This window comes from Dyadobacter psychrotolerans, assembly GCF_004349265.1.
Taxonomy (GTDB): Bacteria; Bacteroidota; Bacteroidia; order Cytophagales; family Spirosomataceae; genus Dyadobacter; species Dyadobacter psychrotolerans.
In genome coordinates, this window is record NZ_SMFL01000003.1 from 816,389 (window position 1) to 841,087 (window position 24,699).

The following is a 24,699-nucleotide window of genomic DNA, read 5'->3' on the forward strand; positions in this document are numbered from 1 at the left end:
AATGTAATATATGCTGTTTCCAATTACATTATGTACAAAAGAAGGTTAAAAGAATATGAAAATAAATCGCCCGCAATGTTTTCCCAAATATGGCGTTCCAGCTTCAATCGGGCACATCTTAATAAATCTTTTTGCCTGTAATTTCACTTTCTTTGCGTAAATATTCATTCACTTCTGTTAGATCTAATAATCTTTTAACATGTCAGTAGTTACAAAAGGATTACTCTTACTTGCTTTATTTAGTTTTAATTTTTACTCAGCCAATGCGCAATGGAAGCTGGTTTGGGCCGACGAATTTAATATGGACGGGAAACCGAATCCTGCAAACTGGAAAGGCGAACAGGGCTTTGTCCGCAATCACGAACAGCAGTGGTATCAGGATGCCAACGCTTATTGCAAAGATGGAAAGCTGATTATCGAAGCTAAAAGAGAAAAGGTAATAAATCCGAAATACGTTGCCAATAGCAGCCACTGGAAAGAAAACAGGGAATATTCTGAATATACATCAGCAAGTATAATCACTGCAAAAAAACAAAGCTGGCAATATGGAAGGTTTGAAATGAAAGCAAAGATTGATACCCGCCCCGGCATGTGGCCCGCTTTCTGGACGTTAGGAAATGAAGGTCAGTGGCCTGAAAACGGTGAAATTGACATCATGGAATATTATCGTGGTGACCTGCTTGCAAATGCTGTCTGGGGTTCGATGGAGCAATACAAAGGAATATGGAGCACTACAAAAAAACCAATTACAGAATTTAACGATCCGGAATGGTCAAATAAATTTCATATCTGGAGAATGGACTGGGATGAAAAAAGCATCAAACTTTATGTCGACGACCTGCTGCTTAACTCCATCGATCTTGAAAAAACTTATAATGCAAAAGACCCTAAGAAAAACCCGTTCCGTCAGCCACACTATATGTTAGTTGGCATGGCAATAGGCGGAGATAACGGAGGTGACCCATCCAAAACAGAATTCCCGGCGAAATACGAAATTGATTATGTGAGAGTTTATCAGAAGTGAAGGAAAATGAAATTGGGGAGGAAAGGAGGATGACATTAATAGCTACGAAGGAAAAAAAATCTTAATTCTTAATCACTTCGGCGACCCGGTCTTAATTTAAAAATTCTCCCGTCCTGCCAGATCCGGTTTCAGTTTTCTCAGACTTTTCCTGGCAGGCTTTTTCTTTTTATTTCTGCCCCACCAGATTAGAAATCCGGTTATGGGTAAACTGGCACAAATCAGACTGGCACAAAAAGCAAGAATTTTCCCTGGCAACCCCAATATTGCGCCGACGTGAATGTCATAGTTCATCCGGCGCAATTTGTTTGCAAAGCTGGCTTCACTGTATTTTCCTGAATACGGTCCGTTTGCCTTAATCCGCTTCATTGTATGCTGATCAAAATAGTTGTAATCTACTTTGTAATAAGTACCCGCACGGAAATTTACGTAAGAGTAAATCGATTCTGACCTCAGATGAGGGGTGGATATGTTGATTCCTTCATTCCCTGGATACTCCTTTTGCAAAGCATGCCACGCCTTATCCACCGCTTCAATTGGTTTTGAAACTGCCGAAATCTGCGTCGTGTCGGAAGTAGGATTGTAGTAAGCATCGGAACCTTGCCCGCCTGTTACTGTATAAACCGATTGTGAAAACCACTGGAATCCCCATACTAATCCGGTTAAAGCCAGTATCAGTCCGATGGACATTACGTAGAAGCCAAACACGTTGTGCAGATCATAATTTTTACGGCGCCAGGCGGCGTTCCATTTTACAGAAAATCTTTGTTTAGCAGCCGATTTGTTTCTGGGCCACCACAGCACCATCCCGCTAACCAGCATCACCACAAATATCAATGTCGAACTGGCAACAACAACCTGTCCGATTTTTTCAGGAAGCCATGCGTAATAATGCCCGTGAAGAATCCAGTGAAAGAAATCCCCATCCTCATTCCATACTTTTTTAACCTCTGCAGTATAGGGATTTACGTAAACGACGTAATAATATTCAGGATCAAGATTGTAAAAACCAACTTCTGCATTTCTGGTTGGAATTCCGTATAAAATACCGTTGGCTTTTTTGCCAGGCAGATGTTTTTCAGCACTGGCCTGCAATACTGAGGGAGGTAATAATTTCGCGTTTGCCGGCGGTTCGACAAACATATAAGGCTGGGTAAAACTTTTAATTTCATGTTCGAATGCAAGGATACACCCAGTAATGGCAACGACGAATACCACTATTCCGGAGATTAATCCGAGATATAGATGCAGCTGTCCGATCAGTTTTTTAAAAGTCATCCCTTAAATAATTACAGTAAAATGGTCCAGAGACTACAAATGTAACTATACCAATTCTAAATAAAAAAACCGCACTGCTTGTTTCACTCCAAAACAACAATCCCTGCCAACGATCAGATTAGCAGGGATTGTCAGTTTATTTCATTCAAAATCATACTGGTAAACACCTTCTACCTTCGTGCCAGGCGGCATTTCGATAATTGGTTTGATGATCCCGTCATGCAATCCGAAAACCCAGCCATGCAAATGAACCTGCTCTCCGTTGTGCCAGGCTTTTTGCACGATGGTAGTTTTTGAAAGATTTTTGACCTGTTCAATGATATTTAATTCAACCAGACGGTCGAAGCGCGGTTTTTCATGCTGAATTGCATCAAGTTCCAACGAATGTTTATCATAAACGTCTTTGATGTTGCGAAGCCATTTATTTATCAAGCCCAGGTCCTGGTTTCCCATAGAAGCCTTTACTCCGCCGCAACCGTAGTGGCCTACAACCAGAATATGCTTTACTTTCAAAACTTCAACTGCATATTGGAGTACGCTCAGCATATTAATATCCGTGTGTACAACCAGGTTGGCTACGTTTCGATGTACGAACATTTCTCCCGGATGTGTACCGGTTAATTCATCTGCAGGAACACGGCTATCCGAGCATCCGATCCAGAGAAAATCCGGTTTTTGACTTGCTGCTAACCTGTTGAAGTAATCTTCGTCCAATTCCAGTCTTTCCGCTGCCCAGGCTTTATTTGCCAACAAAAGTCTTTTATACAATTCCATCCTTCTTTTTTCTTGAAATATTCCTTTGAACAATATATCTGAATTCAACTTCTATATTTCTTGTATCTGCATCCGCCTTAAATTCCTGAAGTGTGGTAAAGATATCCTGGTCAATAAATTGGGCTCTCGCTCCGTCAAACAGCACTGAGTCTCCTTCCTTTATATCAATTAGGATCTTCTTTAAATTAGATTTATTTAGAAAAGAGACATCCTTGCTGAAAACAACCAACACGTTTTTCCCGTCACGAACCGCCTTGATGGCTGAATGGAAATTGAAATACAAAACATAATTAACTCCAACGGCTAAACCAACCAAAATTCCAATGAGAAGGTCGGTAAAAATGATCGTTACAATGGTGATAATAAAAGGTATAAACTGATCCTTTCCTTCCTTGTATATTTTTTTAAATACCTTGAAATCAACCAGTTTAAAACCAACTACTATCAACAATGCAGCAAGACAGGCGAGCGGAATGCGCTGTAACAGAGAACCTGCTGTGATTAAACTGATCAGCAGAAATAAACCATGAAACATGGTGGCGAGCCTTGTTCTTGCTCCTGAAAAAACGTTTGTCGAACTTCGGATAACAACCGCTGTAATTGGAAGAGCGCCAACCAATCCGCACAAAATGTTGCTGATCCCCTGTGCTCTCAGTTCCTGATTGGGAGAGGAATACCTGCGGTCATGGTCAACACGGTCAGCTGCTTCCAGGGTTATCAACGATTCTAAACTGGCAACGAGCGCAATCGTCAATGCGGCAACATAGACGCCCGAAGATGTAAGTGCGGCAAAATCAGGAAATACAAACGAGTTCATGATCACATCCCAGCTTCTAAAAGACGGAAAGGAAACCATGTGCTGCGGGGAAGTGCCCAGATACCAGTCGGGGTGCAGAATACGGAACAACTCATTCAACCCCACTCCAACAAAAATAACGGCAAGGGATGATGGGAAAAGTTTGAAGAAAGTCTGTTTACCTACTGCCAGTTTGTCCCAAAAAACAAGGAACAGAATACAAGCCGAACTTATGATAAACGCTCCGGAATTGACATGGGTAAGCGCTGAAAATATTTCAGTGAAAGTATTCTCGCCGTCAGACTGCTGGCTGAATTCAAATTCTCCCTCGTAGTCCACATCCCAGCCTAATGCGTGAGGAAATTGTTTTAAAATAATTACCAAACCAATGGCAACCATCATTCCGCGGATGGTACTGTTTGGAAAAAAACTGCTTAATGTGCCCGCTTTTAACCAGCCAAGAATAAACTGAATAACACCAGCCAGAACAACAGAAACAAGAAAAGACTGATAACCCAACGACTGAATAGCCTGCAAAACAATGACTGTCAATCCGGCGGCCGGACCGCTCACGGTTACTTCAGATCCCGACCAGTAACCCACAACCAACCCGCCGATAATGCCGGAAATCACTCCCGCAAACAAAGGCGCTCCGGAGGCCAGTGCGATACCAAGACAAAGCGGAATGGTAACCAGGAAAACAGAAATCCCGGCAAGGAAATCTTCACGCAGGTACTTCAGCGATACGGAGGGAAATTTCATGAATGGCAATCGTAGTCAGTTTTGAATTAACATTGATAACGAATGGCGGTAATTTTAATCTCGTTTTAATGCCGGCGTCTACAATATTACGCAATAACGGGTAATGTCGCTGTACTTTGAGATTGAAATAAGTCAATTCAATACTTATGACAATCAGGAATTAAGGCTCATTAAGTTTAATGATAGTTATCCCGATTTTTCAAAACCTTAATTTTCTTAATTCCTTAATGGTTTAACCTTTCGATCCCTTTACCCTTTCACAGAAAAAATCCGTAATTTTGCGGTTTGATTTGCAAGAGTAAATAACAATTTGTTTATAAAGCTAAAAGCTCATCGCTGATAGCTGACAGTCTATATGAAATACAACGAGTTTAAAAACCTGAGCTATCCGCAAATTGCAGACGAGGTACTGAAATTCTGGAAAGACAATAAGATATTTGAAGCGTCCGTCGATACAAGGGAAGGTGCTCCTTCTTTTACATTTTTCGAAGGTCCGCCATCAGCGAACGGAACCCCTGGTATTCACCATGTTATGGCTCGCTCAATCAAGGATATCTTCTGCCGTTACAAAACTTTACAGGGCTTTCAGGTAAAGCGCAAAGGCGGCTGGGATACACACGGTCTGCCGGTTGAATTGCAGGTTGAAAAGGAATTAGGCATCACCAAAGATGACATCGGCAAAACCATTTCGATTGCTGATTATAACGAAAAGTGCCGCCAGACCGTCATGAAATTCACGGATCAGTGGAATGACCTGACCGAAAAGATGGGCTACTGGGTTGATTTGGACGACCCGTATATTACCTATAAAAGTGAATACATTGAAAGTCTGTGGAGTCTGCTTAAAAAGCTGTACGACAAAGGTTTGTTATATAAAGGTTATACGATTCAGCCTTACTCTCCTGCCGCCGGAACCGGACTTTCCTCACATGAGTTAAACATGCCCGGTACGTATAAGGATGTAAAGGACACGACCATTGTGGCAATGTTTAAGGTGAAGTTACCGGAGACTTTCCAAGTCTTCAAAGACTTGGAAAGTCTAAACGGTTTGGACATTCGCATATTAGCCTGGACAACCACTCCCTGGACTTTGCCTGCAAATACTGCGCTAACTGTTGGAGCCAACATAAATTACGTTTTGGTAAAAACCTTTAACCCTTATACGTACGAACCGGTACATGTTGTACTTGCGAAAGATCTGACCGGAAAATATTTCTCAGAAAAATATCTGGACGGAGATTTTGATGATTTTGCAGCGAGTGATAAAAAACATTTGCCCTGGTCCGTCATTTCCGAATTTAAAGGAAAGGACCTGGAAGGAATCGAGTACGAACAGCTGATGCCGTACATCCAGCCTTCAACCCCTGCTTTCAGGGTGATCATTGGTGATTTTGTGACCACCGAAGACGGCACAGGTGTGGTACACACTTCGCCAACTTTTGGTGCGGATGACTTCCGGGTAGCGCAGGCCAATGGCATTCCATCCATCATGGTAAAAGACGAAACAGGAAAAGAAGTACCGATTGTTGATCGTCAGGGCCGTTTTGTAAAAGAAATCACGGATTATGCAGGTCGTTTTGTAAAACCTGAATACTATTCTGCAGCCGAACAGAATGATCCTGAATTCCGTGCAACCGATGTGCTGATTGCGATCAAACTGAAAGAGGAAGGCAAGGCGTTCAAAGTCGAAAAATACGAACACCCTTACCCGCATTGCTGGCGTACGGACAAACCGGTACTCTACTATCCGCTTGACAGCTGGTTTATCAAAACAACAGCTGTAAAAGACAGATTAGTAGAATTAAATAAAACAATCACCTGGAAGCCGGAAAGCACAGGAACAGGAAGATTTGGAAACTGGCTGGAAAACCTGGTTGACTGGAACCTTTCGCGTTCACGTTACTGGGGAACACCTTTGCCGATCTGGAGAAGTGAACATGGTGAAGAGGTTTGTGTCGGTTCGATAGAGCAATTGAAGGATCTTTTGGAAGAAGCCATTATCTCTGAGCATTTAACAAGAGAACAGGCTGCACATAATTCGGAATACCTGTTGAAACTTCAGCACGGCGATTTCGATCTGCACCGCCCTTATGTGGATACCATTGTGTTGGTTTCGTCAAGAGGAAATGTGATGCACCGTGAGCCGGATCTGATCGACGTTTGGTTTGATTCAGGTGCGATGCCTTACGCGCAGTGGCATTATCCGTTTGAGAATCAGGAAATTTTCAACCAAAGTTACCCGGCAGATTTCATATCAGAAGGTGTAGACCAGACCCGTGGATGGTTCTTTACGCTTCATGCCATTGCCGGTATGCTATTTGATTCTGTTGCGTTTAAAAACGTCGTTTCAACAGGATTGGTTTTGGACAAAAACGGCAACAAGATGTCAAAGCGTCTTGGAAATGCAGTCGATCCTTTCGAAACACTGAGTAAATGGGGCCCCGATGCAACGCGCTGGTACATGATTACCAATGCCGAACCCTGGGACAACCTGAAATTTAATATCGACGGCATTCAGGAAGTTCAGCGGAAGTTTTTCGGAACATTGGTGAACACCTATAATTTCTTCGCTTTGTATGCGAACCTGGATGGTTACAACTTCCATGAGGCAACATCTGTTCCGGTTGAAAAAAGAACTGAACTTGACCGCTGGATTTTATCCAAACTGAATACATTAATTAAAGAAGTCGGCGAGCAGTTCGACGATTACAACCCGACCAAAGCCGGGCGTCTGGTGCAGGATTTTGTTACGGATCAGCTTTCCAACTGGTACATCCGGTTAAACCGCCGCCGTTTCTGGAATCCGTCCAGCGAGCAGGGGTCCGGACTGACCGAAGACAAAAAAGCTGCCTATGAAACCTTACAGCATTGTTTGGTAACTGTTTCACAGCTCATGTCACCTATTGCTCCGTTTTTTGGAGAGTGGTTATATAAGAGCCTTACCGACGGGATCAGAGATGAAGCCAAAAAGGCGGGCTCTCTTTTGCAATACGATTCTGTTCATTTAACACACTGGCCACTTGTAGAATACAACGCCATTGATCTTGACCTTGAAGAAGCAATGGAAATGGCCCAGTCGATCAGTTCGCTGGTTCATTCAATCAGGAAAAAACATAAATTAAAGGTTCGTCAGCCGCTTTCAAAAGTTTTAATTCCGGCTTTGACTGAAAAAACGAGCCGTCAGATCCGCCAGGTTGCATCGATCATTTTATCAGAAGTGAATGTAAAAGATGTAGATGCGATCAATGATAACGATGGATTTTTCCACAAAAAAGCCAAACCAAACTTCAAGGTTCTGGGTAGGAAATTTGGTAAGGATATGCAGGCCGTTGCCGAGAAAATTAAGCTTTGGGACAATACCGAAATAAAACAGCTGGAAAAAGATGGACAGTATTTAATTACTGATCTTCAACCCGTGGCAGCAATTCTTTTGGAAGAAGTTGAAATTTATACAGAAGACGTACCGGGTTGGCTGGTTGCAAGTGAAAACGGTTTAACCGTTGCGCTGGATATTACGGTTACGGACGAACTTCGTCTGGAAGGTATTGCACGTGATTTTGTAAACCGCGTTCAGAATCTTCGTAAAGACAGCGGTTTTGAAGTAACGGATAAGATCAAAATTACGCTGCAAAACAATGATGAATTGCTGGCCAGTGCAGTTACTGCCAACCGGGATTACATCTGTCAGGAAGTTCAGGCATTGGATCTTGATCTGGTTAGTGACTTAAATGGAACATCCAGCGAGATTGAGATGGATGAGTTTTTACTGAAAGTGAAAATTGAGGTAGTTGCCTGATTTCTTAGAGACATACAGGTAAGTTATCTTTAAGAGAGGTTCACAGAGTTAAAGTATTTTCTCTGTGAACCTCTCTTTTTTCTCTGCGAACCTCTGTGTAAATTAGCAAACAAAATCTCACACTTCATGCAACTACAAAACGCCACAGCGCTGATTACCGGAGGTGCATCAGGACTTGGTGAAGCAACGGCCCGCCTGTTCCTTTCTCAAGGAGCTAATATTGTAATTCTTGATTTGAATGAAAGTTCCGGCAAATCACTCGAAACAGAGTTTTCAGGAAGATTAAAATTCTTCAAAACAGATGTTTCTGATGAGATTGATGTCAAACTGGCTGTTAATTCAGCTCTCGAAACATTTGGATCTGTTCAAATTGTGATCAACTGTGCAGGTATAGCACCGGTCGGGAAAACGATTGGAAAAACCGATGGTATCTATGGACCGCATTCTCTCGAAATTTTTGAAAAAACGATTAAAATAAATCTGATCGGAACTTTTAACGTAATTCGCCTCGCCGCTTTTGCCATGGAGAAAAACGCGCCTAATTCCGAAGGTGAACGGGGCGTAATTATCAATACAGCTTCCGTTGCCGCTTATGACGGGCAGATCGGACAGGTTGCGTACGCGGCGAGTAAAGGAGGAATTGTGAGTATGACATTACCTGTTGCACGTGATCTTGCCAAATCAGGTATAAGGGTTATGACAATCGCACCTGGTTTATTTGAAACGCCGCTGATGCTGGGATTACCAGAAGAAGCCCGCCTTTCCTTGGGGCAACAAGTTCCTTTTCCTCCACGTTTAGGCCGGCCGGATGAATATGCTTTGCTTGCTAAATCCATCGTTGAAAACCCAATGCTGAACGGTGAAGTTATCAGGCTGGATGGGGCGATCCGTATGGGACCAAGATAATATCTGAATCAAATTCTTGCAGTCCTGATATAAATAGCGGTATTTAAAAATGCAAACAGATAAGATATACAGGTTTAAACTTCCGGTTTTACACTGGTTGTTTCTTGCGTTTTTATCATCCTGTATTTCATATCAAACCCATGACTCTCAGTTTGGCAGACAAACTGCCCGCTTAGAGGCAGTTGATTCACCGAAAGTATATAGGAGAATAGCATCAGGAGCTCACTACTATTCTAATATTAACACCCAGGCTTTTCAACCAAAATCAGCGCATATTCAGTTACAAAGAATTTTGCTTTTATCGCGTACACTGGATTCTTTCCTTGTAACAACATCGCGAATTTGTAAAGAATCTTCTGTACAAAAAAACGTAATCGTTCATTGTCGCAGTCGTAATTTACATTCCAATACTTTGGAAGACCACATTTCCTGATAAACCAGTTTCCTTACTTTTTAGCCGTCCCGTAACAACCTGGTTGTTGCCTGCACTGTCATTTTTTGATCAGGAATATCGGCAATCTTAATACTCAAACTTTCAGGAAATGAAACCAAATTACATCATTTCTCAGACCACAAAATGGCTGAGAAGATTCATTATGGCATTTATGCTTGGGTTTTCTAATGTTCTCAATCAGGAGACAAAGATGATCGATGATACCTTTAACAAAATTGAACAGACCTCTGACGACAAAAAAAACGATTGAAAATTCATCATTGAACAGCATAACAAAAGGGCGACCAGAATCACTGACCGCCCTTTTAACAAAATAATACTTTTATAAATCTAAACCTTTTCCTTTACCTTTTCCTTTAATTGCAGCAGCTCATCCCTAAGCCGAGCAGCTTCCAGAAAATCCATATCTTTGGCCGCTGATTCCATCTTGCGCTGGGTTTCTGCAATGAGTTTGTTCAAGTCATTTTTACCCATATACTGAACAACAGGATCCGCAGCAATTCGTATTTCGGACGGTTCCACGTAGGCCCTGCGGGGTTTGGAATCTGCCACCATGGTTTGCTCCATAATTGCTTCCCTGGATTTAAGAATTGTTCTTGGTGTTATTCCATGGAGTTTATTGTATTCAAGCTGAATACTTCTGCGTCGGTTTGTCTCTCCAATTGCCTGCTCCATCGATCCCGTCATCACATCCGCATACATAATCACCTTACCGCGGTCATTACGCGCAGCCCGTCCAATTGTCTGGATCATTGAACGCACATCCCGGAGAAAACCTTCTTTGTCTGCATCCATTATCGCAACCAGGGAAACTTCCGGTAAATCGAGCCCTTCACGAAGTAAGTTCACACCAACCAGAACATCAAAAACACCTAATCTTAATTCACGCAAAATCTCAACCCGGTCCAGAGCTTTTACTTCTGAGTGAATATACCGGCATTTAATACCCACCCGATCCAGATACTTGCTAAGCTCCTCAGCCATCCGTTTAGTCAAAGTGGTGATCAACACACGGTCGCCCATTTCGATTCGCTTGGTAATTTCATCCAGCAAATCGTCAATCTGGTTCAGACTTGGCCGTACCTCAATTTCGGGATCGAGCAATCCGGTTGGACGAATAATTTGTTCGACAACAACACCTTCCGATTTTCTCAATTCATAATCCGATGGCGTTGCACTAACAAAAATCGTCTGCGGAGTCATGTCCTCAAATTCCTGAAAAGTAAGAGGACGATTATCCATGGCCGATGGCAGACGAAATCCATATTCGACCAGCGATTCCTTGCGCGAACGGTCACCTCCCCACATCGCACGAATTTGCGGCATGGTAACGTGGCTTTCATCAACCACCATCAGAAAGTCTTCAGGAAAATAATCGAGCAGACAAAATGGGCGCTGACCAGGCAGACGACGATCAAAGTACCGGGAATAATTTTCGATACCGGAACAGTATCCCAGTTCACGCATCATTTCCATGTCAAACTCAGTACGCTCTTTTACCCTTTCAGCTTCTGCCAGCCTTCCTTCTTTGGTAAAATACTTGATTTGCTGAACAAGATCATCCTGAATTTCTTTGATCGATTGTGTCAAAACATCGCGTCCGGTAACAAAGAGATTTGCAGGGAAAATGGCCACGGCCTTGTCAGTCGATATTTTTTTCCCAGTATCCGGTTCTATTCGCTGTATTTCTTCAATTTCATCACCAAAGAAAATAATACGATAAGCGAAATCCGCATAACCCGGAAAGATGTCCACCGTATCGCCTTTTACGCGAAAAGTCCCGCGGGTAAATTCCACTTCGGTCCGGCTGTACAAAATCTCAACCAGCCTGAAAAGGAATTGATTCCTGCTCACAACATCACCCAGTTTTATACTGACAATGCTTTTTTTATACTCATTAGGATTTCCCGCACCATAAATACATGAAACAGAAGCTACTACAAGCACATCTCGCCGGCCGCTCATCAGGGATGAAACGGTATGCAAACGTAATTTATCAATTTCCTGATTGATCATCAGGTCCTTTTCAATATAGGTATTGGTACTTGAAATGAAAGCTTCCGGCTGATAATAGTCGTAGTAACTAATAAAATATTCAACTGCATTATTTGGAAAAAACTGCTTAAACTCGCCGTAAAGCTGAGCCGCCAGTGTTTTATTATGACTCAGGACAAGCGTGGGTCTGTTGATCTCCGCCACCACGTTGGCTACCGTGAAAGTTTTCCCTGATCCGGTTACCCCGAGCAAAGTCTGGGCCGGTTCGCCCGCAGCTATTCCCTCTAAAAGCTGCCTGATTGCCTCAGGCTGGTCTCCGGTTGGTTTGTATTCAGAAGTGAGTTCAAAATTCATAACAAGTCATAAAGTGCATACCAGAAATAACGTATTTCAAAGATAGAATAGTTTCGTTTATGTGTGTGGTAGTTACTGATTCCAATTTATCCAAAAACAAAATACCCCGGCACTGCTGAACCGGGGTATTATATAAATTTTATCGCCAAAAAAGTTTACTACTCAGGCCGTCTCGTGAAGAACAGCTTCTGCTTTTTCAACCGCTTTATTCTCTTTCCAATGCTGCCAGCCAAGTCCAAGCAACTTAGTCATACTTTTATCCACAAATGTGTGGCGAACAATGTTCATACCTCCTCTAACCGCTGTGAAAATATTATTGTTTGCTCTCAGGGCAAGACTAAAACCACCATCGATGTAACGGATATAATGCCACCAAAGCGAAGGAATAAAAATGGTTTCGCCATGTAGCAAAGTGGTTTCATGCCCTACAAGACCTTTTAAAGCAGGGAATTTTTCGTAATCCGGGTTAATCGGATCAACCTTGCTCATCACCGTAAAAGGATGATGATATAACCTGGCGCTGTCCTCAGGAGAAAAAAGAATCACCTGTTTTCTGGTATGAAACTGCGTCAAAAATACATTTGAGCAATCCATATCATAGTGCAGGTTGGTAATTGCACCCTGTCCTCCAAAAAAAACAAATTTATACGACTTCAAAAACCCGTCCATAATAGTTGGGAAAGTAATATCGTCTGCCAGTGAAGGCGCTTTTTTGAATATATCAAAAAGAAACAACCGCAAATCCGTAGGACCTTTTTCAATCAGGGAAAGGTATTCTCCAAATTTCATCGTTTTGGCCGTCTGGAAATATTTATCGGCATCGTGAACATGATTATCAACCAATGGAACATCAATCTGTCCATGGTTTTCTTTGAGCCATTCAAAAGTCCATTTTTGCATTGCCGGCCAATCTTTCATCAAATCCGTAAAGACTACCGGGCGGCTCGGTTTCAAATAGTTTTCAATGAATTCTTCACGGGTAAGTCCGCTACGCTTTTCTATGGGCACTAATTTCATAACAGAAACTAAATATGTGGTAAGCTACTGAATAAAAGGATCTTTATATTACAGTGCATGCTGTGAACCTTTTTACAAAACAACAGGCACCCATCGGGCTATGAACATTAAACTTTGTCACCAGTGTATAAGTTCTGGAATTCCGTTAATTCTGATATCCGGTCCAAATTTATTAAAGAGAATTGAGAAACTATATTATTTTCATACTTAATATAAAAAAATCCCTTGTTAATTGATAGAGTTTATATTTTGCAATAGTGTTACTTTCTGCCCTGCCAACGATACGCCTATTTAAATAATAGTATTGCTTCCGAAATAAATGTGGCTCTCATTATGTATGTTGCTTCCGTTGAATAAATGGCATAGCTAATTCGTACTTTCGTAAGAAAAAAGAAACCCATGGACATTGACAAAAATGAAATCGAAGACATACTAAATGTACAAAACCTGCAGTTAAAAAAACTGCATGAAATCGTGCTGCAATCAATTAAAGAGGAAGATGTTCTGGTAAGTAACCTCCTGCATCCGCCTGCCGAAAAATCGACGCGCGGCCAAAAAGTCTCAGATCAGGTTGCTAAATTTGGAGGCAGCTGGACGTTTATTATCGCTTTTTCAACCCTTCTCTTAATCTGGATTGCATACAACTGTCTTGTGCCTGTCAGCTCCCGGTTTGATCCTTATCCTTTTATTCTAATGAATCTGGTATTGTCTTCGGTTGCAGCTTTACAGGCACCGATTATCATGATGAGCCAGAACCGTCAGGAAGAAAAAGACAGGATTAATGCGGAAAACGACTACATGGTAAACCTTAAAGCCGAACTGGAAGTAAGAAGCCTTCATCAAAAAGTAGATCTGCTTTTGGAAGAACAGATAAAAACGCTGTTTGAAATTCAGGCGAAGCAGGTTGAAATGCTTAAAAAGCTGGATGACAAACTTGAAACACTTTGTGCTAAACAATAAACCAGCTGTGTTTTTCAGTTGATTTCAAAATTCTTATGATCGATTACAACAACAAGATTTTCATTCCTCTATCCAATTCAGAAAACGGAGAGGTGGATCTGAGCATGCAATTCCATTACAAACAAAACGGCAATATCCTCACCTGCTCCTATTCCGGAGGAAGAATCCGGCTCGGACAGCTGATTGCACTTGTGGATGAAAACGGTTGTCTGGACATGCGTTACCACCAGATAAATACTTTCGGAGAAATTATGACCGGCATTTGTAAATCAACTCCTGAAATATTGGAAAGCGGTAAAATACGTTTGTTTGAGAAATGGAAATGGACAGCGGGAGATTTTTCAGAAGGGGAATCGGTATTGGTTGAACAATAATTAAACGATAAAATCATGACATCGGCTATTAAAATATACTCGTTTTTGATCATGCTGCTTGCCTTTTCAGCATCGCAGGCGCAAACCTCGAAAATCATTTCAGGCTCAACCAATTTTAGTGTAAAATTCGTCCTTGGGACCTGCGACGGCACTTTTGATGCGCCAAAGGGAACGGCTGTTTTTGATGAGAAGAACATCTCAACTGCATCTTTTAATATCACTGTTTCAGCTGCGTCATTCAAAACAGGCAACAACAGCCGCGACAAAGACATGAAAAGCGAGAAATACTTTTTTGTCAGCAAGTACCCGGATATTCATTTTAAATCATCCAAAACAGAAAAAGATGGCGCAAACTACAAAACAACAGGAACGCTGACCATCCGTGATGTTTCCAAGACAGTAACACTTCCTTTTGAGGCGAAAAAGAAAGCAGACGGAACCTATGCGCTGTCCAGTGTTTTCGAAATCAACCGGCTTGATTATAAAATCGGGGAAAAAGACTGGAAACTAAAAGATATTGTAAAGGTCGATTTAAAAGCAATTATCAAATAGAATTATCGGATTTACAGACTTCCTGTATTTTCACTCATCCCCAAGCATAACTCATCTCCGCTTCGGAAAAAGATTTTCCCTGAAGCGGAGATTTTTATTTTGACTTTACTTTGTAATTGGTCTAAATAATATTTCCTTTGCAAAATATAATTGGTCTAAATTGACACAACCTCCGATGAAACTTTTTTTTACATGGATTCTTCTTTTGTCCGTAGCGCATCTGGTCGCAGCACAGGATGGAGAAATTAAGGGGAGAATTCTTGCGCAGGATAACGCCCCATTGGATGGCGTGAATGTTACACTAAAAAATACAAAGTACGGCAGCCTTTCCACCTCAGAAGGAAAATATGCTCTTTCAGCACCGGCAGGAAATTATACCCTTATCGTCAGTATCCTTGGCAGGAATGAGAAGTCGCAGCAGGTGGAAATCATTTCAGGGAAAGTTACCAACATTGATGATATCCAGCTAATGGAATCTGCCATTTCTCTCGGCGACGCAGTCATTACCGGACAATTTGAAAAACAGTCACTCCGAAACTCTGTATTTCAGGTAAGAACAATAGATAGTGAACGTATACAGCAGAGAGGCGCGACCAGTATTCAGTCTGTTTTAAATACAGAATTGGGAATTCGTTTTTCAAATGACCCTATTCTGGGCACCACCGATATTCAACTAATGGGTATGTCCGGTCAGAATGTAAAGATATTGCTTGACGGAGTGCCCATGGTAGACAGAGGCGGAACAAGGGAAAGTCTGGGGCAAATTGATATCAATATTATCGAAAGGATTGAGATTGTGGAGGGGCCAATGTCTGTTATTTATGGTTCGGACGCTCTGGCAGGCGTAATTAATGTCATCACAAAAAAAGGAGACGGCGGCGATAACCTGAGCATCAATGCAAGAATACAGGAAGAAACCATTAACAAGGAATACAATGCTTTTACCAAAGACGGAGCGCATAATGCTAGTCTTGGTGCAGCATGGCAAAAAAGCGGTTTCAGGGTTTCAGGTAATATTTCCAGAAACAACTCCGGTGGCTGGCAAGGCGAATTGACGGGCCGGGCTAAAACCTTTCTTCCGAAAGATCAGATGCTTTTTACATCGGTAGTTGGTTACACAGGCAAAAACTGGAAAGCATGGTATCAGTTTAACGGAACGGATGAAACAATAAAACTTCTGGGAAATGTAAATGCTGCTAATTCGGCAGGAGACAAGGATTATATCACAAAACGCTGGTTTCATCAGGCTCAGGGTGAGTACAGGCTCAACGAAAAACTGGACTTTTCGGGAGCTTTATCCTTTACGGATTACAGCAGAAGAACTTTAAGTACCAATATTGACCTGAATACCGGAAGACGCACGCTGGCATTGGATGCAGCAGCACAGGATAAATCAATTTTTACAACTACCTTTTTCAGAGGAATTGCAAAATACAAGGTTTCACCAAATGTGTTCCTTCTTCCGGGGATTGAAATTAACAACAATAACAGCAGCGGACAGCGGATCAAAGGCTCGCCTACCATCAATGAATATGCATTTTTTGTTTCTTCGGAACTGAAAATCACACCGGCCATTAAGCTTAGCCCAGGCTTGCGTTTCCTAAAAAATTCTGTTTATGACGCCCCTCCGGTTATCCCAGCGCTTAATGCAAAAATCAGCTTGAGCAAAGCCTTCGATTTACGAATGGGTTACGCAAGAGGTTTTCGTTCTCCCGCATTGCGGGAATTGTATTTCGATTTTCATGACGCTTCTCACTCCATCAACGGAAACGTTAACCTGAAAGCAGAATACTCCGACAGCTTTAATTCATTCTTGGTCTGGAATTCACCGGAACATTCAAAAACACGCTTTACATCTACTTTGGGGGCTTTTTACAATATTTTTCATGATCGTATAGATACAGCACTCGATCCAAATGATCTGACACAAACGACTTATCTCAATATCAGTTTGTTTAAAACGACTGGATTTAGTCTTGAAAACAAGCTTCACTGGAAAAATCTGCAGGCAACCGTGGGTGGAAACTACGTTGGCACTTACAATGTAATCCTGGAAGATGAAGAAGGATTAACAGATCTTCCCGAATTCGTATGGTCTCCGGAAGTGAATACCAATCTGGTTTACTCATTTCCGAAAATCGGTACCAGCATCAATTTCTTTTACAAGTTTACCGGCAAAAAACCTGCTTATCTGTTAACCGGTACCGACCCGGTTTCCGCGACGCTGACACAGATAAACAGCTATCATATTGCTGATCTTACGATTACAAAAAATTTCGGCAAGTATCTTAACATCATTGCAGGTTCTAAAAATCTTTTCAACACAACCTCCATACGCAGCACCACCGTGGGTGAAGGGCACGACGCAACCGGACCCGGCTTTAGTGGCCGCTCCTATTTCCTCGGTCTGAACATCCATTGGTCTAAAAACTAGTCAATACCTATTTTAAACAAACAATTATGAACAAGTTAATCAAGCCTCTACTCGTCTTTGCATTTTTGGGAATATTCAGCGCCTGTAAAGACGACGAGCCGCCATTGCCTGACAATCTTGCTGCATTTGAATCAACCGCACAGGGTTTTGAAGGGGAGCAGGTTGAAGTGAAAGTTGTATTAAGCCGCGCAGCAGAAGCTGCAACACCAATTTCTGTAAGCCTTACACCTACCAATCTGACTTACGGAACGGAGTTTACCACAGAACCAGCAGCAACAAATAATGCACTGGCACTGACTGTTCCAGCAGGAGCAACAGGTGTTTCGTTTAAAATACTTAAAAAAACAGGTGTTCTTCTTGACGGAGATGAAAGCATCCAGTTTAAAATTGCTTCTGTAGCTTCTCCTGTATTGATCGGAGCAAATACAGAAACGAAACTTAGCTTTAAAGCAATCATTTCCGACGGAACTGCACTACAGTTAAACGGACTTGTTGGAACTGAATCCGGTGCTAGTGCAGGAAACAGTGTATTTCTTGATTTGAGTGCAAATACACAAATTCCAGCTGCACGTGATAGCTGGGATCTTGGTTTCAACAGCGGAGCCGAATTCCGTGTGATCATCAACAATACCAACGTTGCTTCTGCAATTGAAGTAAACAAAAATGACATCAACGCGGTGACTGCTGCTGACCTTGACATCACAAAACTTGGTTTGGGACAGGGAGCAGGAACGTTTGCTTTATTTGACGACGTAACCGGTGATCTTACCAAAACAGTTATCAAAGAAGTTTCTGCAACGGATGCTGATAACAAAGTTTATGTAATTAACCGTGCTGGCGGAACCGGAGCCGTATTACCGGCAGACCAGCTTTACAAAGTTCGTGTCCTTCGGAAAGGAACAGGTTATACTTTGCAGTATGCGAAACTGACCGAAACAACTTTCAAAACATTAGACGTTACCAAAGATGCATCCTTCAACTTCCAGTTCGCTTCTTTGGTAAAAGGTACTGCTGTAAGTGTGGAACCGGCAAAAGGGCGCTGGGATATCGTTTGGGGATATAGCATTTACTTCACAGGAACAACACCGTATGCGTTTTCAGATCTCGTGTTTTTGAACAAATATGCAGGTGTAACAGCGGCAGAAGTTCTTACATCGACTTCAACTTATGACGCATTTGCTGAAAGCAATCTGGCAACAATCACTTTCAGTGCTGACCGTGATGTAATCGGTTCTAAATGGAGAGCAACTACCGGAACAGTAGGTGTGAAAACAGATCGTTTTTATCTGATTAAAGATTCGTCGGGAAACGTTTACAAACTTAGGTTCATAAGCTTCCACGCAAGTGACAGCGGCGAAAGAGGCAAACCAAAACTGGAATACAAACTGGTTAAAAAAGCTGCTTAACCGGCAAAAATTATAACTGATCAACCAGAGAGAAGCAGTTTACTGTCTTCTCTCTGGTTGTATAAAAACAAAACCAGATTATGATGAACATACTTGTAAGTTCTTTACTACTTTTAACCGATTTAAACGCAGCAGCGGATGTTTCGGCAAAAAATAAATATGCCTCTTTGATGGAAAGTAAATCAGAAATCATCGTTGTTAAGGATCTAAATGCCAACACGAAACCCTATATCTATTTTAGTTTTACAACCGGCAAGGACATACCAGCAACCGAAGCTAAAACTACCAAGTGGGATATCGCATTCAGCAAGACGACCATCGCCGTTAATGGAGGAACCAGTGGCCCCGGACGAGGCGGTGCTCAGGTTTTGGAACAGCCTTTTGAAATGATCAAACAGGCACCAGAAGATGGCTATAAAACAGATGGCGAAAGTGGGAGTGCTATACCTGGTGGCAGCGGTAATTCCTGGTATAAATACGATATGAGCGTTCACGCCATATTGCCGATCGTTGGTAGGACGATACTTTTAAAAACGGCCGAAGGTAAATATGCCAAAATTGAAATCATCAGCTACTACAAAGGTGCACCGGAAGAAGTGCCAACAGAAGAATCCAGTTATTTCACATTCCGCTATTCAGTAGCAGACGAAAAAGGTAAATTTTAACGGATTTATACACAGACTTTCCAAGTCTTGAAGACTTGGAAAGTCTAACCTAAACTGCTCCTTCTATTTTTCAAGAATAACTTTAAGATTTTGCAGACCATCAGAAAAATCCTTCCCAATTGATTTTTCAATCCCCATCATAGGCATCATCGCGTTCATTGGATAAGGCATTACACCGGTAAAACCCCACTTTACTTTTGTCTGATTTTCACCTGCACTTTCCGTGGTCATGTAGGCATCACTTGTTGATTCAAAAGGTTCGAGAAAACGCAGCTGCGTATTGATTCGCTCTCCTTCCGAAATTCCGGTAATTTCCTGCTCACCTTTGCCCACATCATCGTTTCCTTCCCACATGGAAACGAACCCGACTGTTCCGTCCGTTCCTTTATATTCCTTTTTTATGTTTGGATCCATCTTCATCCAGACACTCCAGTTATCCTGGTTTTTTAATGATTTTAAATATTCGAAAACTTCGGCTTTCGGTTTATTAATCACGATCTCACGTTCAACAGCATAATTTTTTGGCATAATCAGCCCAGCAACGAGCACAAGAACAATTAATCCCAGAATAATGTAGAGCAGCTTTTTCATAATAGGATTGGTTTGGTGTGAATAACTGAATTTATACTTGACTTCATCAAGATCTTCAATCGTTTCCACATTGGCCATCCCTGCTTTTTCTAATACCCTTATGGAAGCGCCGTTGTTAACATTTACAAAAGCAATCACCTTTTTTGCACCGATTGTCTTTTCGGCAAAACGGATAAGTCCGGCAGCAATTTCGGTGGCAATCCCTTTTCCCCAGTGCACTTCCTGAATACGGTAACCGATTTCTATTTCTTCTCCGATACTATCCAGTTTGGCCGCCCCGATCAGTTCATTATTTAACCGGTCTTCGATAAAATATCTTCCCAGGTGCTCATCAATATCATTTTCCAGCAAGTATCCCTGAAACATTTCATCGGATTCGTCCCGTGAAAGTGCATAACCTGTCACGAATTTCATTACGTTTTCGTTGCAGCTCAGACTATAATATCTCTCCTGATCTCCATCGGCCATTCGAAACAGACCAAACCGCTTTGTCGTTATTTTGTAAACGCTCATTCCGAAATATACGGGTTGTTCAGGAAAAGTTAAAATAATTATCCAAATTTCACAATCCGGACACATCACCCTTAAATCAGGAAAAGATCCACACTACATTAGTTTAACTAACTGATTACTAATTAAATTCACCACAAAAAAAAGCGGACGATGTGCCCGCTTTTTTAATCTAATATGTAACCTAAACTTGCTAACAAGTCAAATCCGATTTTCTGCCTACTGTCTTCTTTTACTACTTAACTCCTGATTTATAAAATATAAAATCTTGCAGGTGCCACAGCAGTTGGTAAATCATGCTTTTCACGCATCATTTGCTTAAGATCTCTTTCAATATTTCTTGAAATAGTCAACATTGGAGTATCCGTTGGTTTGTTTTCAAACGGATCCTGAAGATGAATAGCCATTTTTTCGATCAGGAAGAAACAGGCAGTAAGTACTACCAATACCGGAACCATCAAAAACCCGAACAGTTGAACCAACCCAAATGGCAATAGAAGAATATAGAAGTGCAGTGCAACATTAATGTACAAGCTATAAGTAGCCGGAAAAACCGTGTTTTTGATCCTCTCACATTTACCCATCGAATCACAAAGCCTGGTAATTGTCTGATCAATTTCTACCTGTTGGTACGAATTGACCCATCCCTGCTTCAGGGCATTGTTCAAATCCCGTGCGTGCAGCTGTAAGAGTCCGATGTGCTTGTTGTCAAATTCCTCGACATATTCTGCTTCATCGGCTGAAACAAATTTCCGGATCATGGGCATTGGATCATCTTTTCGTAAGCCTTTACCCAAAGCATAACACCAGGCGATCTGTCTTTTGATCATACGATGTTTGAATGGTTGTATATTTTCTGAATCGTAAGAATCTTCCATCAGCGATAGTACCTGACGGGCAAGTGTTCTCGAATCGTTGACAATGGCTCCCCAGATAATACGGGCTTCCCACCAGCGGTCATATGCCTGATTGGAACGAAAAGCCAACAGGAGTGAAATGATCGTACCTAATACGGTTGGCACGGTCATAGGAATAGATATATTGGTGATATGGAAATTTTGGTACATCACCTCAATAAATATACCATAGATCGCTACGAAGAGAACTTCATATTTGATTTTCCCAAATACGTATTTAATGGGAATGTTCTTTTTGAGCAGCATAATTTATTTTTTTATCGATGAATAAATTTTAACCGGGTTTATAATTGTTTCTGCCCTACATCTGAAAAAGCAGCTTTATTGATCTGATCAGTATCAATCAGCTTCAATCCTGCTTTTTTGACAACCGGCATTGCTTCAATGCTGCTTTTGCTCAATTTTGGCACCCCATAACTTTCAGAGTAAGCAATGGCAACGGCATCGTTATAGTCAAGGAAATTTTTGAAGGCAGCAAGTTTGCTTCCGTAGAAAAACTCAGTTCTTACTGCTTTGAGATGCGGGTGAAGATCTTTCAGCATTTTAATTTCCCTGCGGAATTCATCCGATACAAATTCATATTCTTTTTTGCGGTAATTTGAAAAAAGAAGATCCTGAATATCGTCGGCGACGTGAAAGAGGTGTGTAAAAATGATTTTTAAATCAGCAGTTTCATTTCTTACAATCGTCTCGGCAACCTGTACCGATTCCATGCTGAAATCACTAGGAATTACTATCGTTTTCATAATCTTACCGTTTTGATTTACAATGCTTTTACATCAAATAATTGATGATACAATGTTACGGCCGATTTATTAGCACCAGCTAAAAGAAGGATTATAATACGATAAGGAAGTTATTAGAATGCGATAAGAATATTAAAATGAGATAAGAATCAGTATCTGAAAGGGAGGGATGTAATGAAACTGGTTCCGACTCCAACCTCACTGCGAACTACAATACTACCCTGATGCATCTTGATAATATTGTTGGTTAAAGGAAGGCCGATTCCATAACCTTTGTATCTGTCGGTGTTGGAAGCCCTGAAAAACGGAACAAAGATCTGCGCTATTTCTCGGTCCGGGATTCCAATTCCATGATCTGTAACTTCTATAAATACTTGGGAAGAATCCGCGCCAATTTTTATCGAAACCGGTTTGTTGTCCGAATATTTACAGCTATTTAAAACAATGTTTGTAAAAGCTGCTTTCAGAAGTGTTTCATTTCCGTTGACCACCAGCTTTCGCTCATCATCAGGCAACTCATCAAAATTTATTTCCACATTATTGGCAGGAATAATCTGGTCTACATTTGCCTTCACGAATAAAATCAGTTCATCAATTCGCAGTTGCTCCCACTGTTCCTTTTTACCATCAAATCCAGTTTGTGCCAGACTTAACATACTGTTTGTCAAATGTTCCAGTTTTTCTGATTCCCGAAAAATAGTCTGAAAGGAGTGCCTGGCAATATCTGGAATTTCCGGTTGGGAAAGGCCCAGCTGTGCTTCTCCGCTGATCACGGTCAAGGGGGTCCTGAACTCATGTGAAGCATTACTGACAAAATTGTTTTGCATTTCAAACGTAATTTCCAGTCTGTCGAGCATCTCGTTAAAAGTATTCGATAGAGCGTCAATCTCATCTTTTGTTCCGTCTACAACAAGGCGCTGGTTAAGGTTATGTGCATTGATTCCTTTTACGTTTCGAATAATCCGTCGTATCGGTTCAAAAATTTGTCGGGAAAAAAGCCTACCAAAGCTAAAAACAAAAACCATGGCAATGAAAAAACCCAGAATAAGCAGATTTTTAAGGTTATTCATTTCCTCTAAACCATATAAGTCAACGGCAGATGAAATAATAATGACGGTTTTACCCGCCTGGTTGATGTTCAGGCCTACATAAGAAGTATCATTGGCAAAGTACCTCGCCGGTTCCTTTCTCACAATCTGGTCGTAAAAGGCCGGTGGCATAGGAAGCACTGCCCGAAGCGAATTTGCCTTCTGAATTTCCCCGCTTTTGATAATGTGATGCTGCTCAAAAGGAAGGTCTCCGAGATGTTTTTCTTTTATATCGTAATAAAGAGAGGTTTGGGTTTTGTCTTCCTGAAGACCCGCGTGGCCCACAATATCCGAGCGGACTTCCAGGCGGTGAAAAAAGCTTTTTTCCGTACTTTCCCTGGCGAAGATGTAAATGAAAATACTGAGAGCCACAATGATACCAGCCGTCAGTAAAGTAAAAATGAGTGCAATTCTAGTTTGGATCTTCATAAGTCTGCCGCATTACATAACCCATTCCAAAGACGGTGTGAATAAGTTTTACCTTATGTTTTTTGTCAATTTTTTTCCGTAAATAATTCACATAAACGTCAACAACATTTGTCCCCAGGTTAAAATTAATATCCCAGACATTTTCCAGAATCTCCATCCGGTTCAACACCCTGTTTTGATTGGAAAGCAAAAATTCAAGTAATCTGAATTCGGTTGCAGTCAGCTCAATGGGTTGCGAATCTCTGGTAACAGTTTTAGTATCTTTATCCAAAATAAGATCAGCCATTGTCAGACTGTTTGTATTCTTTTCCTTTTCCGTCTCCTTTCCTCTTCTTGTCAGCGTCCGTATACGCGCTTCCAGTTCGGCAAGTTTAAAAGGTTTGGTCATGTAATCATCGGCGCCGGCATCAAGGCCGGAAACAATATTTTCTGTGGTACCCAGGGCAGTCACCATTAAAATGGGTGTCGATAAACCTGCCTGTCGTATTCTCCGGCAAACTTCCATTCCATTCACAACCGGTATCATCAGATCGAGGATGATCAGATTAAAATCATGCTGTTCGGCCATTTGCAAACCGGATTGCCCGTCCATCGCCACCGTAATTTCGTGGCCCGACGCCGACAGACTTCTCTGGATAAGCGATATTACGCTGGGTTCGTCTTCAATCAACAAAAGCTTCATTCGGCAATTTAGTGTATTTATTGGGCAAACCGGTTACAGAAAATAACCTGCTTTTTAAGCAAAAGATTCAGTTAAGCATTTCCTGTTTTAAAATAACATTAAAAATGAATCTACGGGCTTTCGCAGGCAGGATATTTGTCAAAGCTCAGAAATATTATGTCTATTTTGCGATAGCATCAGAATCATTCGTCT

The 24,699-nt window shown here is 41.5% G+C and carries 20 protein-coding genes; 10 read left to right on the plus strand and 10 right to left on the minus strand.

Going from position 1 to position 24,699, the window contains the following annotated elements:
- Nucleotides 1–199: 199 nt before the first annotated feature.
- The gene (locus E0F88_RS11255; protein ID WP_131958324.1) at nt 200–1,024 is read left to right on the plus strand and encodes a glycoside hydrolase family 16 protein; all 825 of its coding nucleotides are present in this window, start codon (nt 200–202) and stop codon (nt 1,022–1,024) included.
- A 96-nt stretch (nt 1,025–1,120) separates the two neighbouring features.
- Here the strand turns inward: E0F88_RS11255 and E0F88_RS11260 are convergent, their stop codons facing one another.
- From E0F88_RS11260 to E0F88_RS11270, 3 genes are all read right to left on the minus strand, one after another.
- Nucleotides 1,121–2,299, minus strand: coding sequence for a PepSY-associated TM helix domain-containing protein (locus tag E0F88_RS11260; RefSeq protein ID WP_131958325.1), 1,179 nt, complete (start codon nt 2,297–2,299; stop codon nt 1,121–1,123).
- A gap of 141 nt (nt 2,300–2,440) precedes the next feature.
- Nucleotides 2,441–3,073 (minus strand): carbonate dehydratase, encoded by a 633-nt coding sequence (gene can, locus E0F88_RS11265; protein ID WP_131958326.1) that lies wholly within the window; start codon nt 3,071–3,073, stop codon nt 2,441–2,443.
- Nucleotides 3,060–4,631 (minus strand): SulP family inorganic anion transporter, encoded by a 1,572-nt coding sequence (locus tag E0F88_RS11270; RefSeq protein WP_131958327.1) that lies wholly within the window; start codon nt 4,629–4,631, stop codon nt 3,060–3,062. Before E0F88_RS11270 ends, can begins: the two co-directional genes overlap by 14 nt.
- A 355-nt stretch (nt 4,632–4,986) precedes the next feature.
- Here E0F88_RS11270 and ileS point away from each other — a divergent pair, with 355 nt between their 5' ends.
- From ileS to E0F88_RS33675, 3 genes are all read left to right on the plus strand, one after another.
- Nucleotides 4,987–8,427: an isoleucine--tRNA ligase gene (ileS, locus tag E0F88_RS11275; RefSeq protein WP_131958328.1), complete on the plus strand. Its 3,441-nt coding sequence runs from the start codon at nt 4,987–4,989 to the stop codon at nt 8,425–8,427.
- A 126-nt stretch (nt 8,428–8,553) separates the two neighbouring features.
- Nucleotides 8,554–9,333: a 3-hydroxyacyl-CoA dehydrogenase gene (locus E0F88_RS11280; protein ID WP_131958329.1), complete on the plus strand. Its 780-nt coding sequence runs from the start codon at nt 8,554–8,556 to the stop codon at nt 9,331–9,333.
- Between the two features lie 542 nt (nt 9,334–9,875).
- Nucleotides 9,876–10,037 (plus strand): hypothetical protein, encoded by a 162-nt coding sequence (locus tag E0F88_RS33675; protein WP_165940038.1) that lies wholly within the window; start codon nt 9,876–9,878, stop codon nt 10,035–10,037.
- Nucleotides 10,038–10,117: 80 nt separating this feature from the next.
- On the opposite strand, the gene uvrB is transcribed toward E0F88_RS33675, so the two are convergent.
- Together uvrB and E0F88_RS11290 are read right to left on the minus strand one after the other, a co-directional pair.
- Nucleotides 10,118–12,136, minus strand: a complete 2,019-nt coding sequence (gene uvrB, locus E0F88_RS11285; protein ID WP_131958330.1) for an excinuclease ABC subunit UvrB — start codon at nt 12,134–12,136, stop codon at nt 10,118–10,120.
- Nucleotides 12,137–12,298: 162 nt separating this feature from the next.
- Complete coding sequence (locus E0F88_RS11290) at nt 12,299–13,153, minus strand: cupin-like domain-containing protein (RefSeq protein ID WP_131958331.1); 855 nt, start codon at nt 13,151–13,153, stop codon at nt 12,299–12,301.
- A gap of 399 nt (nt 13,154–13,552) precedes the next feature.
- Here E0F88_RS11290 and E0F88_RS11295 point away from each other — a divergent pair, with 399 nt between their 5' ends.
- From E0F88_RS11295 to E0F88_RS11320, 6 genes are all read left to right on the plus strand, one after another.
- Nucleotides 13,553–14,113: a DUF1003 domain-containing protein gene (locus E0F88_RS11295; protein ID WP_131958332.1), complete on the plus strand. Its 561-nt coding sequence runs from the start codon at nt 13,553–13,555 to the stop codon at nt 14,111–14,113.
- Nucleotides 14,114–14,148: 35 nt separating this feature from the next.
- Nucleotides 14,149–14,487 carry an avidin-fold protein gene (locus tag E0F88_RS11300; RefSeq protein WP_131958333.1) on the plus strand — a complete coding sequence of 113 codons (339 nt, stop codon included), beginning with the start codon at nt 14,149–14,151 and terminating at the stop codon, nt 14,485–14,487.
- Nucleotides 14,488–14,502: 15 nt separating this feature from the next.
- On the plus strand, nt 14,503–15,039 hold the full coding sequence (locus E0F88_RS11305) for a YceI family protein (RefSeq protein ID WP_131958334.1): 537 nt from the start codon (nt 14,503–14,505) through the stop codon (nt 15,037–15,039).
- A 175-nt stretch (nt 15,040–15,214) separates the two neighbouring features.
- A complete protein-coding gene (locus E0F88_RS11310; RefSeq protein ID WP_131958335.1) occupies nt 15,215–17,473 on the plus strand; it encodes a TonB-dependent receptor in 2,259 nt (752 codons plus the stop codon).
- Between the two features lie 26 nt (nt 17,474–17,499).
- Entirely contained in the window at nt 17,500–18,879 is a 1,380-nt protein-coding gene (locus E0F88_RS11315) for an HmuY family protein (protein WP_131958336.1), read from the plus strand.
- 80 nt (nt 18,880–18,959) lie between these two features.
- On the plus strand, nt 18,960–19,544 hold the full coding sequence (locus tag E0F88_RS11320; RefSeq protein ID WP_229213732.1) for an HmuY family protein: 585 nt from the start codon (nt 18,960–18,962) through the stop codon (nt 19,542–19,544).
- Nucleotides 19,545–19,607: 63 nt separating this feature from the next.
- Here E0F88_RS11320 and E0F88_RS11325 read toward each other — a convergent pair whose 3' ends face one another.
- The 5 genes from E0F88_RS11325 to E0F88_RS11345 all read right to left on the minus strand — a co-directional run bounded on the left by E0F88_RS11325 (nt 19,608) and on the right by E0F88_RS11345 (nt 24,507).
- Nucleotides 19,608–20,648, minus strand: a complete 1,041-nt coding sequence (locus E0F88_RS11325) for a GNAT family N-acetyltransferase (RefSeq protein ID WP_131958337.1) — start codon at nt 20,646–20,648, stop codon at nt 19,608–19,610.
- A 248-nt stretch (nt 20,649–20,896) separates the two neighbouring features.
- Entirely contained in the window at nt 20,897–21,808 is a 912-nt protein-coding gene (locus tag E0F88_RS11330) for a bestrophin family protein (protein ID WP_131958338.1), read from the minus strand.
- A 38-nt stretch (nt 21,809–21,846) separates the two neighbouring features.
- The gene (locus tag E0F88_RS11335) at nt 21,847–22,308 is read right to left on the minus strand and encodes a hypothetical protein (RefSeq protein ID WP_131958339.1); all 462 of its coding nucleotides are present in this window, start codon (nt 22,306–22,308) and stop codon (nt 21,847–21,849) included.
- Between the two features lie 149 nt (nt 22,309–22,457).
- Nucleotides 22,458–23,825, minus strand: coding sequence for a sensor histidine kinase (locus E0F88_RS11340; protein WP_131958340.1), 1,368 nt, complete (start codon nt 23,823–23,825; stop codon nt 22,458–22,460).
- Nucleotides 23,809–24,507, minus strand: a complete 699-nt coding sequence (locus E0F88_RS11345; RefSeq protein WP_131958341.1) for a response regulator transcription factor — start codon at nt 24,505–24,507, stop codon at nt 23,809–23,811. Before E0F88_RS11345 ends, E0F88_RS11340 begins: the two co-directional genes overlap by 17 nt.
- Between the last annotated feature and the right edge of the window lie 192 nt (nt 24,508–24,699).

Coding starts and splice junctions, on each gene's coding strand:
- E0F88_RS11255 (WP_131958324.1), top strand. CDS start 200: ATGTCAGTAGTTACAAAAGGATTACTCTTACTTGCTTTATTTAGTTTT.
- E0F88_RS11260 (WP_131958325.1), bottom strand. CDS start 2,299: ATGACTTTTAAAAAACTGATCGGACAGCTGCATCTATATCTCGGATTA.
- can (WP_131958326.1), bottom strand. CDS start 3,073: ATGGAATTGTATAAAAGACTTTTGTTGGCAAATAAAGCCTGGGCAGCG.
- E0F88_RS11270 (WP_131958327.1), bottom strand. CDS start 4,631: ATGAAATTTCCCTCCGTATCGCTGAAGTACCTGCGTGAAGATTTCCTT.
- ileS (WP_131958328.1), top strand. CDS start 4,987: ATGAAATACAACGAGTTTAAAAACCTGAGCTATCCGCAAATTGCAGAC.
- E0F88_RS11280 (WP_131958329.1), top strand. CDS start 8,554: ATGCAACTACAAAACGCCACAGCGCTGATTACCGGAGGTGCATCAGGA.
- E0F88_RS33675 (WP_165940038.1), top strand. CDS start 9,876: ATGAAACCAAATTACATCATTTCTCAGACCACAAAATGGCTGAGAAGA.
- uvrB (WP_131958330.1), bottom strand. CDS start 12,136: ATGAATTTTGAACTCACTTCTGAATACAAACCAACCGGAGACCAGCCT.
- E0F88_RS11290 (WP_131958331.1), bottom strand. CDS start 13,153: ATGAAATTAGTGCCCATAGAAAAGCGTAGCGGACTTACCCGTGAAGAA.
- E0F88_RS11295 (WP_131958332.1), top strand. CDS start 13,553: ATGGACATTGACAAAAATGAAATCGAAGACATACTAAATGTACAAAAC.
- E0F88_RS11300 (WP_131958333.1), top strand. CDS start 14,149: ATGATCGATTACAACAACAAGATTTTCATTCCTCTATCCAATTCAGAA.
- E0F88_RS11305 (WP_131958334.1), top strand. CDS start 14,503: ATGACATCGGCTATTAAAATATACTCGTTTTTGATCATGCTGCTTGCC.
- E0F88_RS11310 (WP_131958335.1), top strand. CDS start 15,215: ATGAAACTTTTTTTTACATGGATTCTTCTTTTGTCCGTAGCGCATCTG.
- E0F88_RS11315 (WP_131958336.1), top strand. CDS start 17,500: ATGAACAAGTTAATCAAGCCTCTACTCGTCTTTGCATTTTTGGGAATA.
- E0F88_RS11320 (WP_229213732.1), top strand. CDS start 18,960: ATGATGAACATACTTGTAAGTTCTTTACTACTTTTAACCGATTTAAAC.
- E0F88_RS11325 (WP_131958337.1), bottom strand. CDS start 20,648: ATGAGCGTTTACAAAATAACGACAAAGCGGTTTGGTCTGTTTCGAATG.
- E0F88_RS11330 (WP_131958338.1), bottom strand. CDS start 21,808: ATGCTGCTCAAAAAGAACATTCCCATTAAATACGTATTTGGGAAAATC.
- E0F88_RS11335 (WP_131958339.1), bottom strand. CDS start 22,308: ATGAAAACGATAGTAATTCCTAGTGATTTCAGCATGGAATCGGTACAG.
- E0F88_RS11340 (WP_131958340.1), bottom strand. CDS start 23,825: ATGAAGATCCAAACTAGAATTGCACTCATTTTTACTTTACTGACGGCT.
- E0F88_RS11345 (WP_131958341.1), bottom strand. CDS start 24,507: ATGAAGCTTTTGTTGATTGAAGACGAACCCAGCGTAATATCGCTTATC.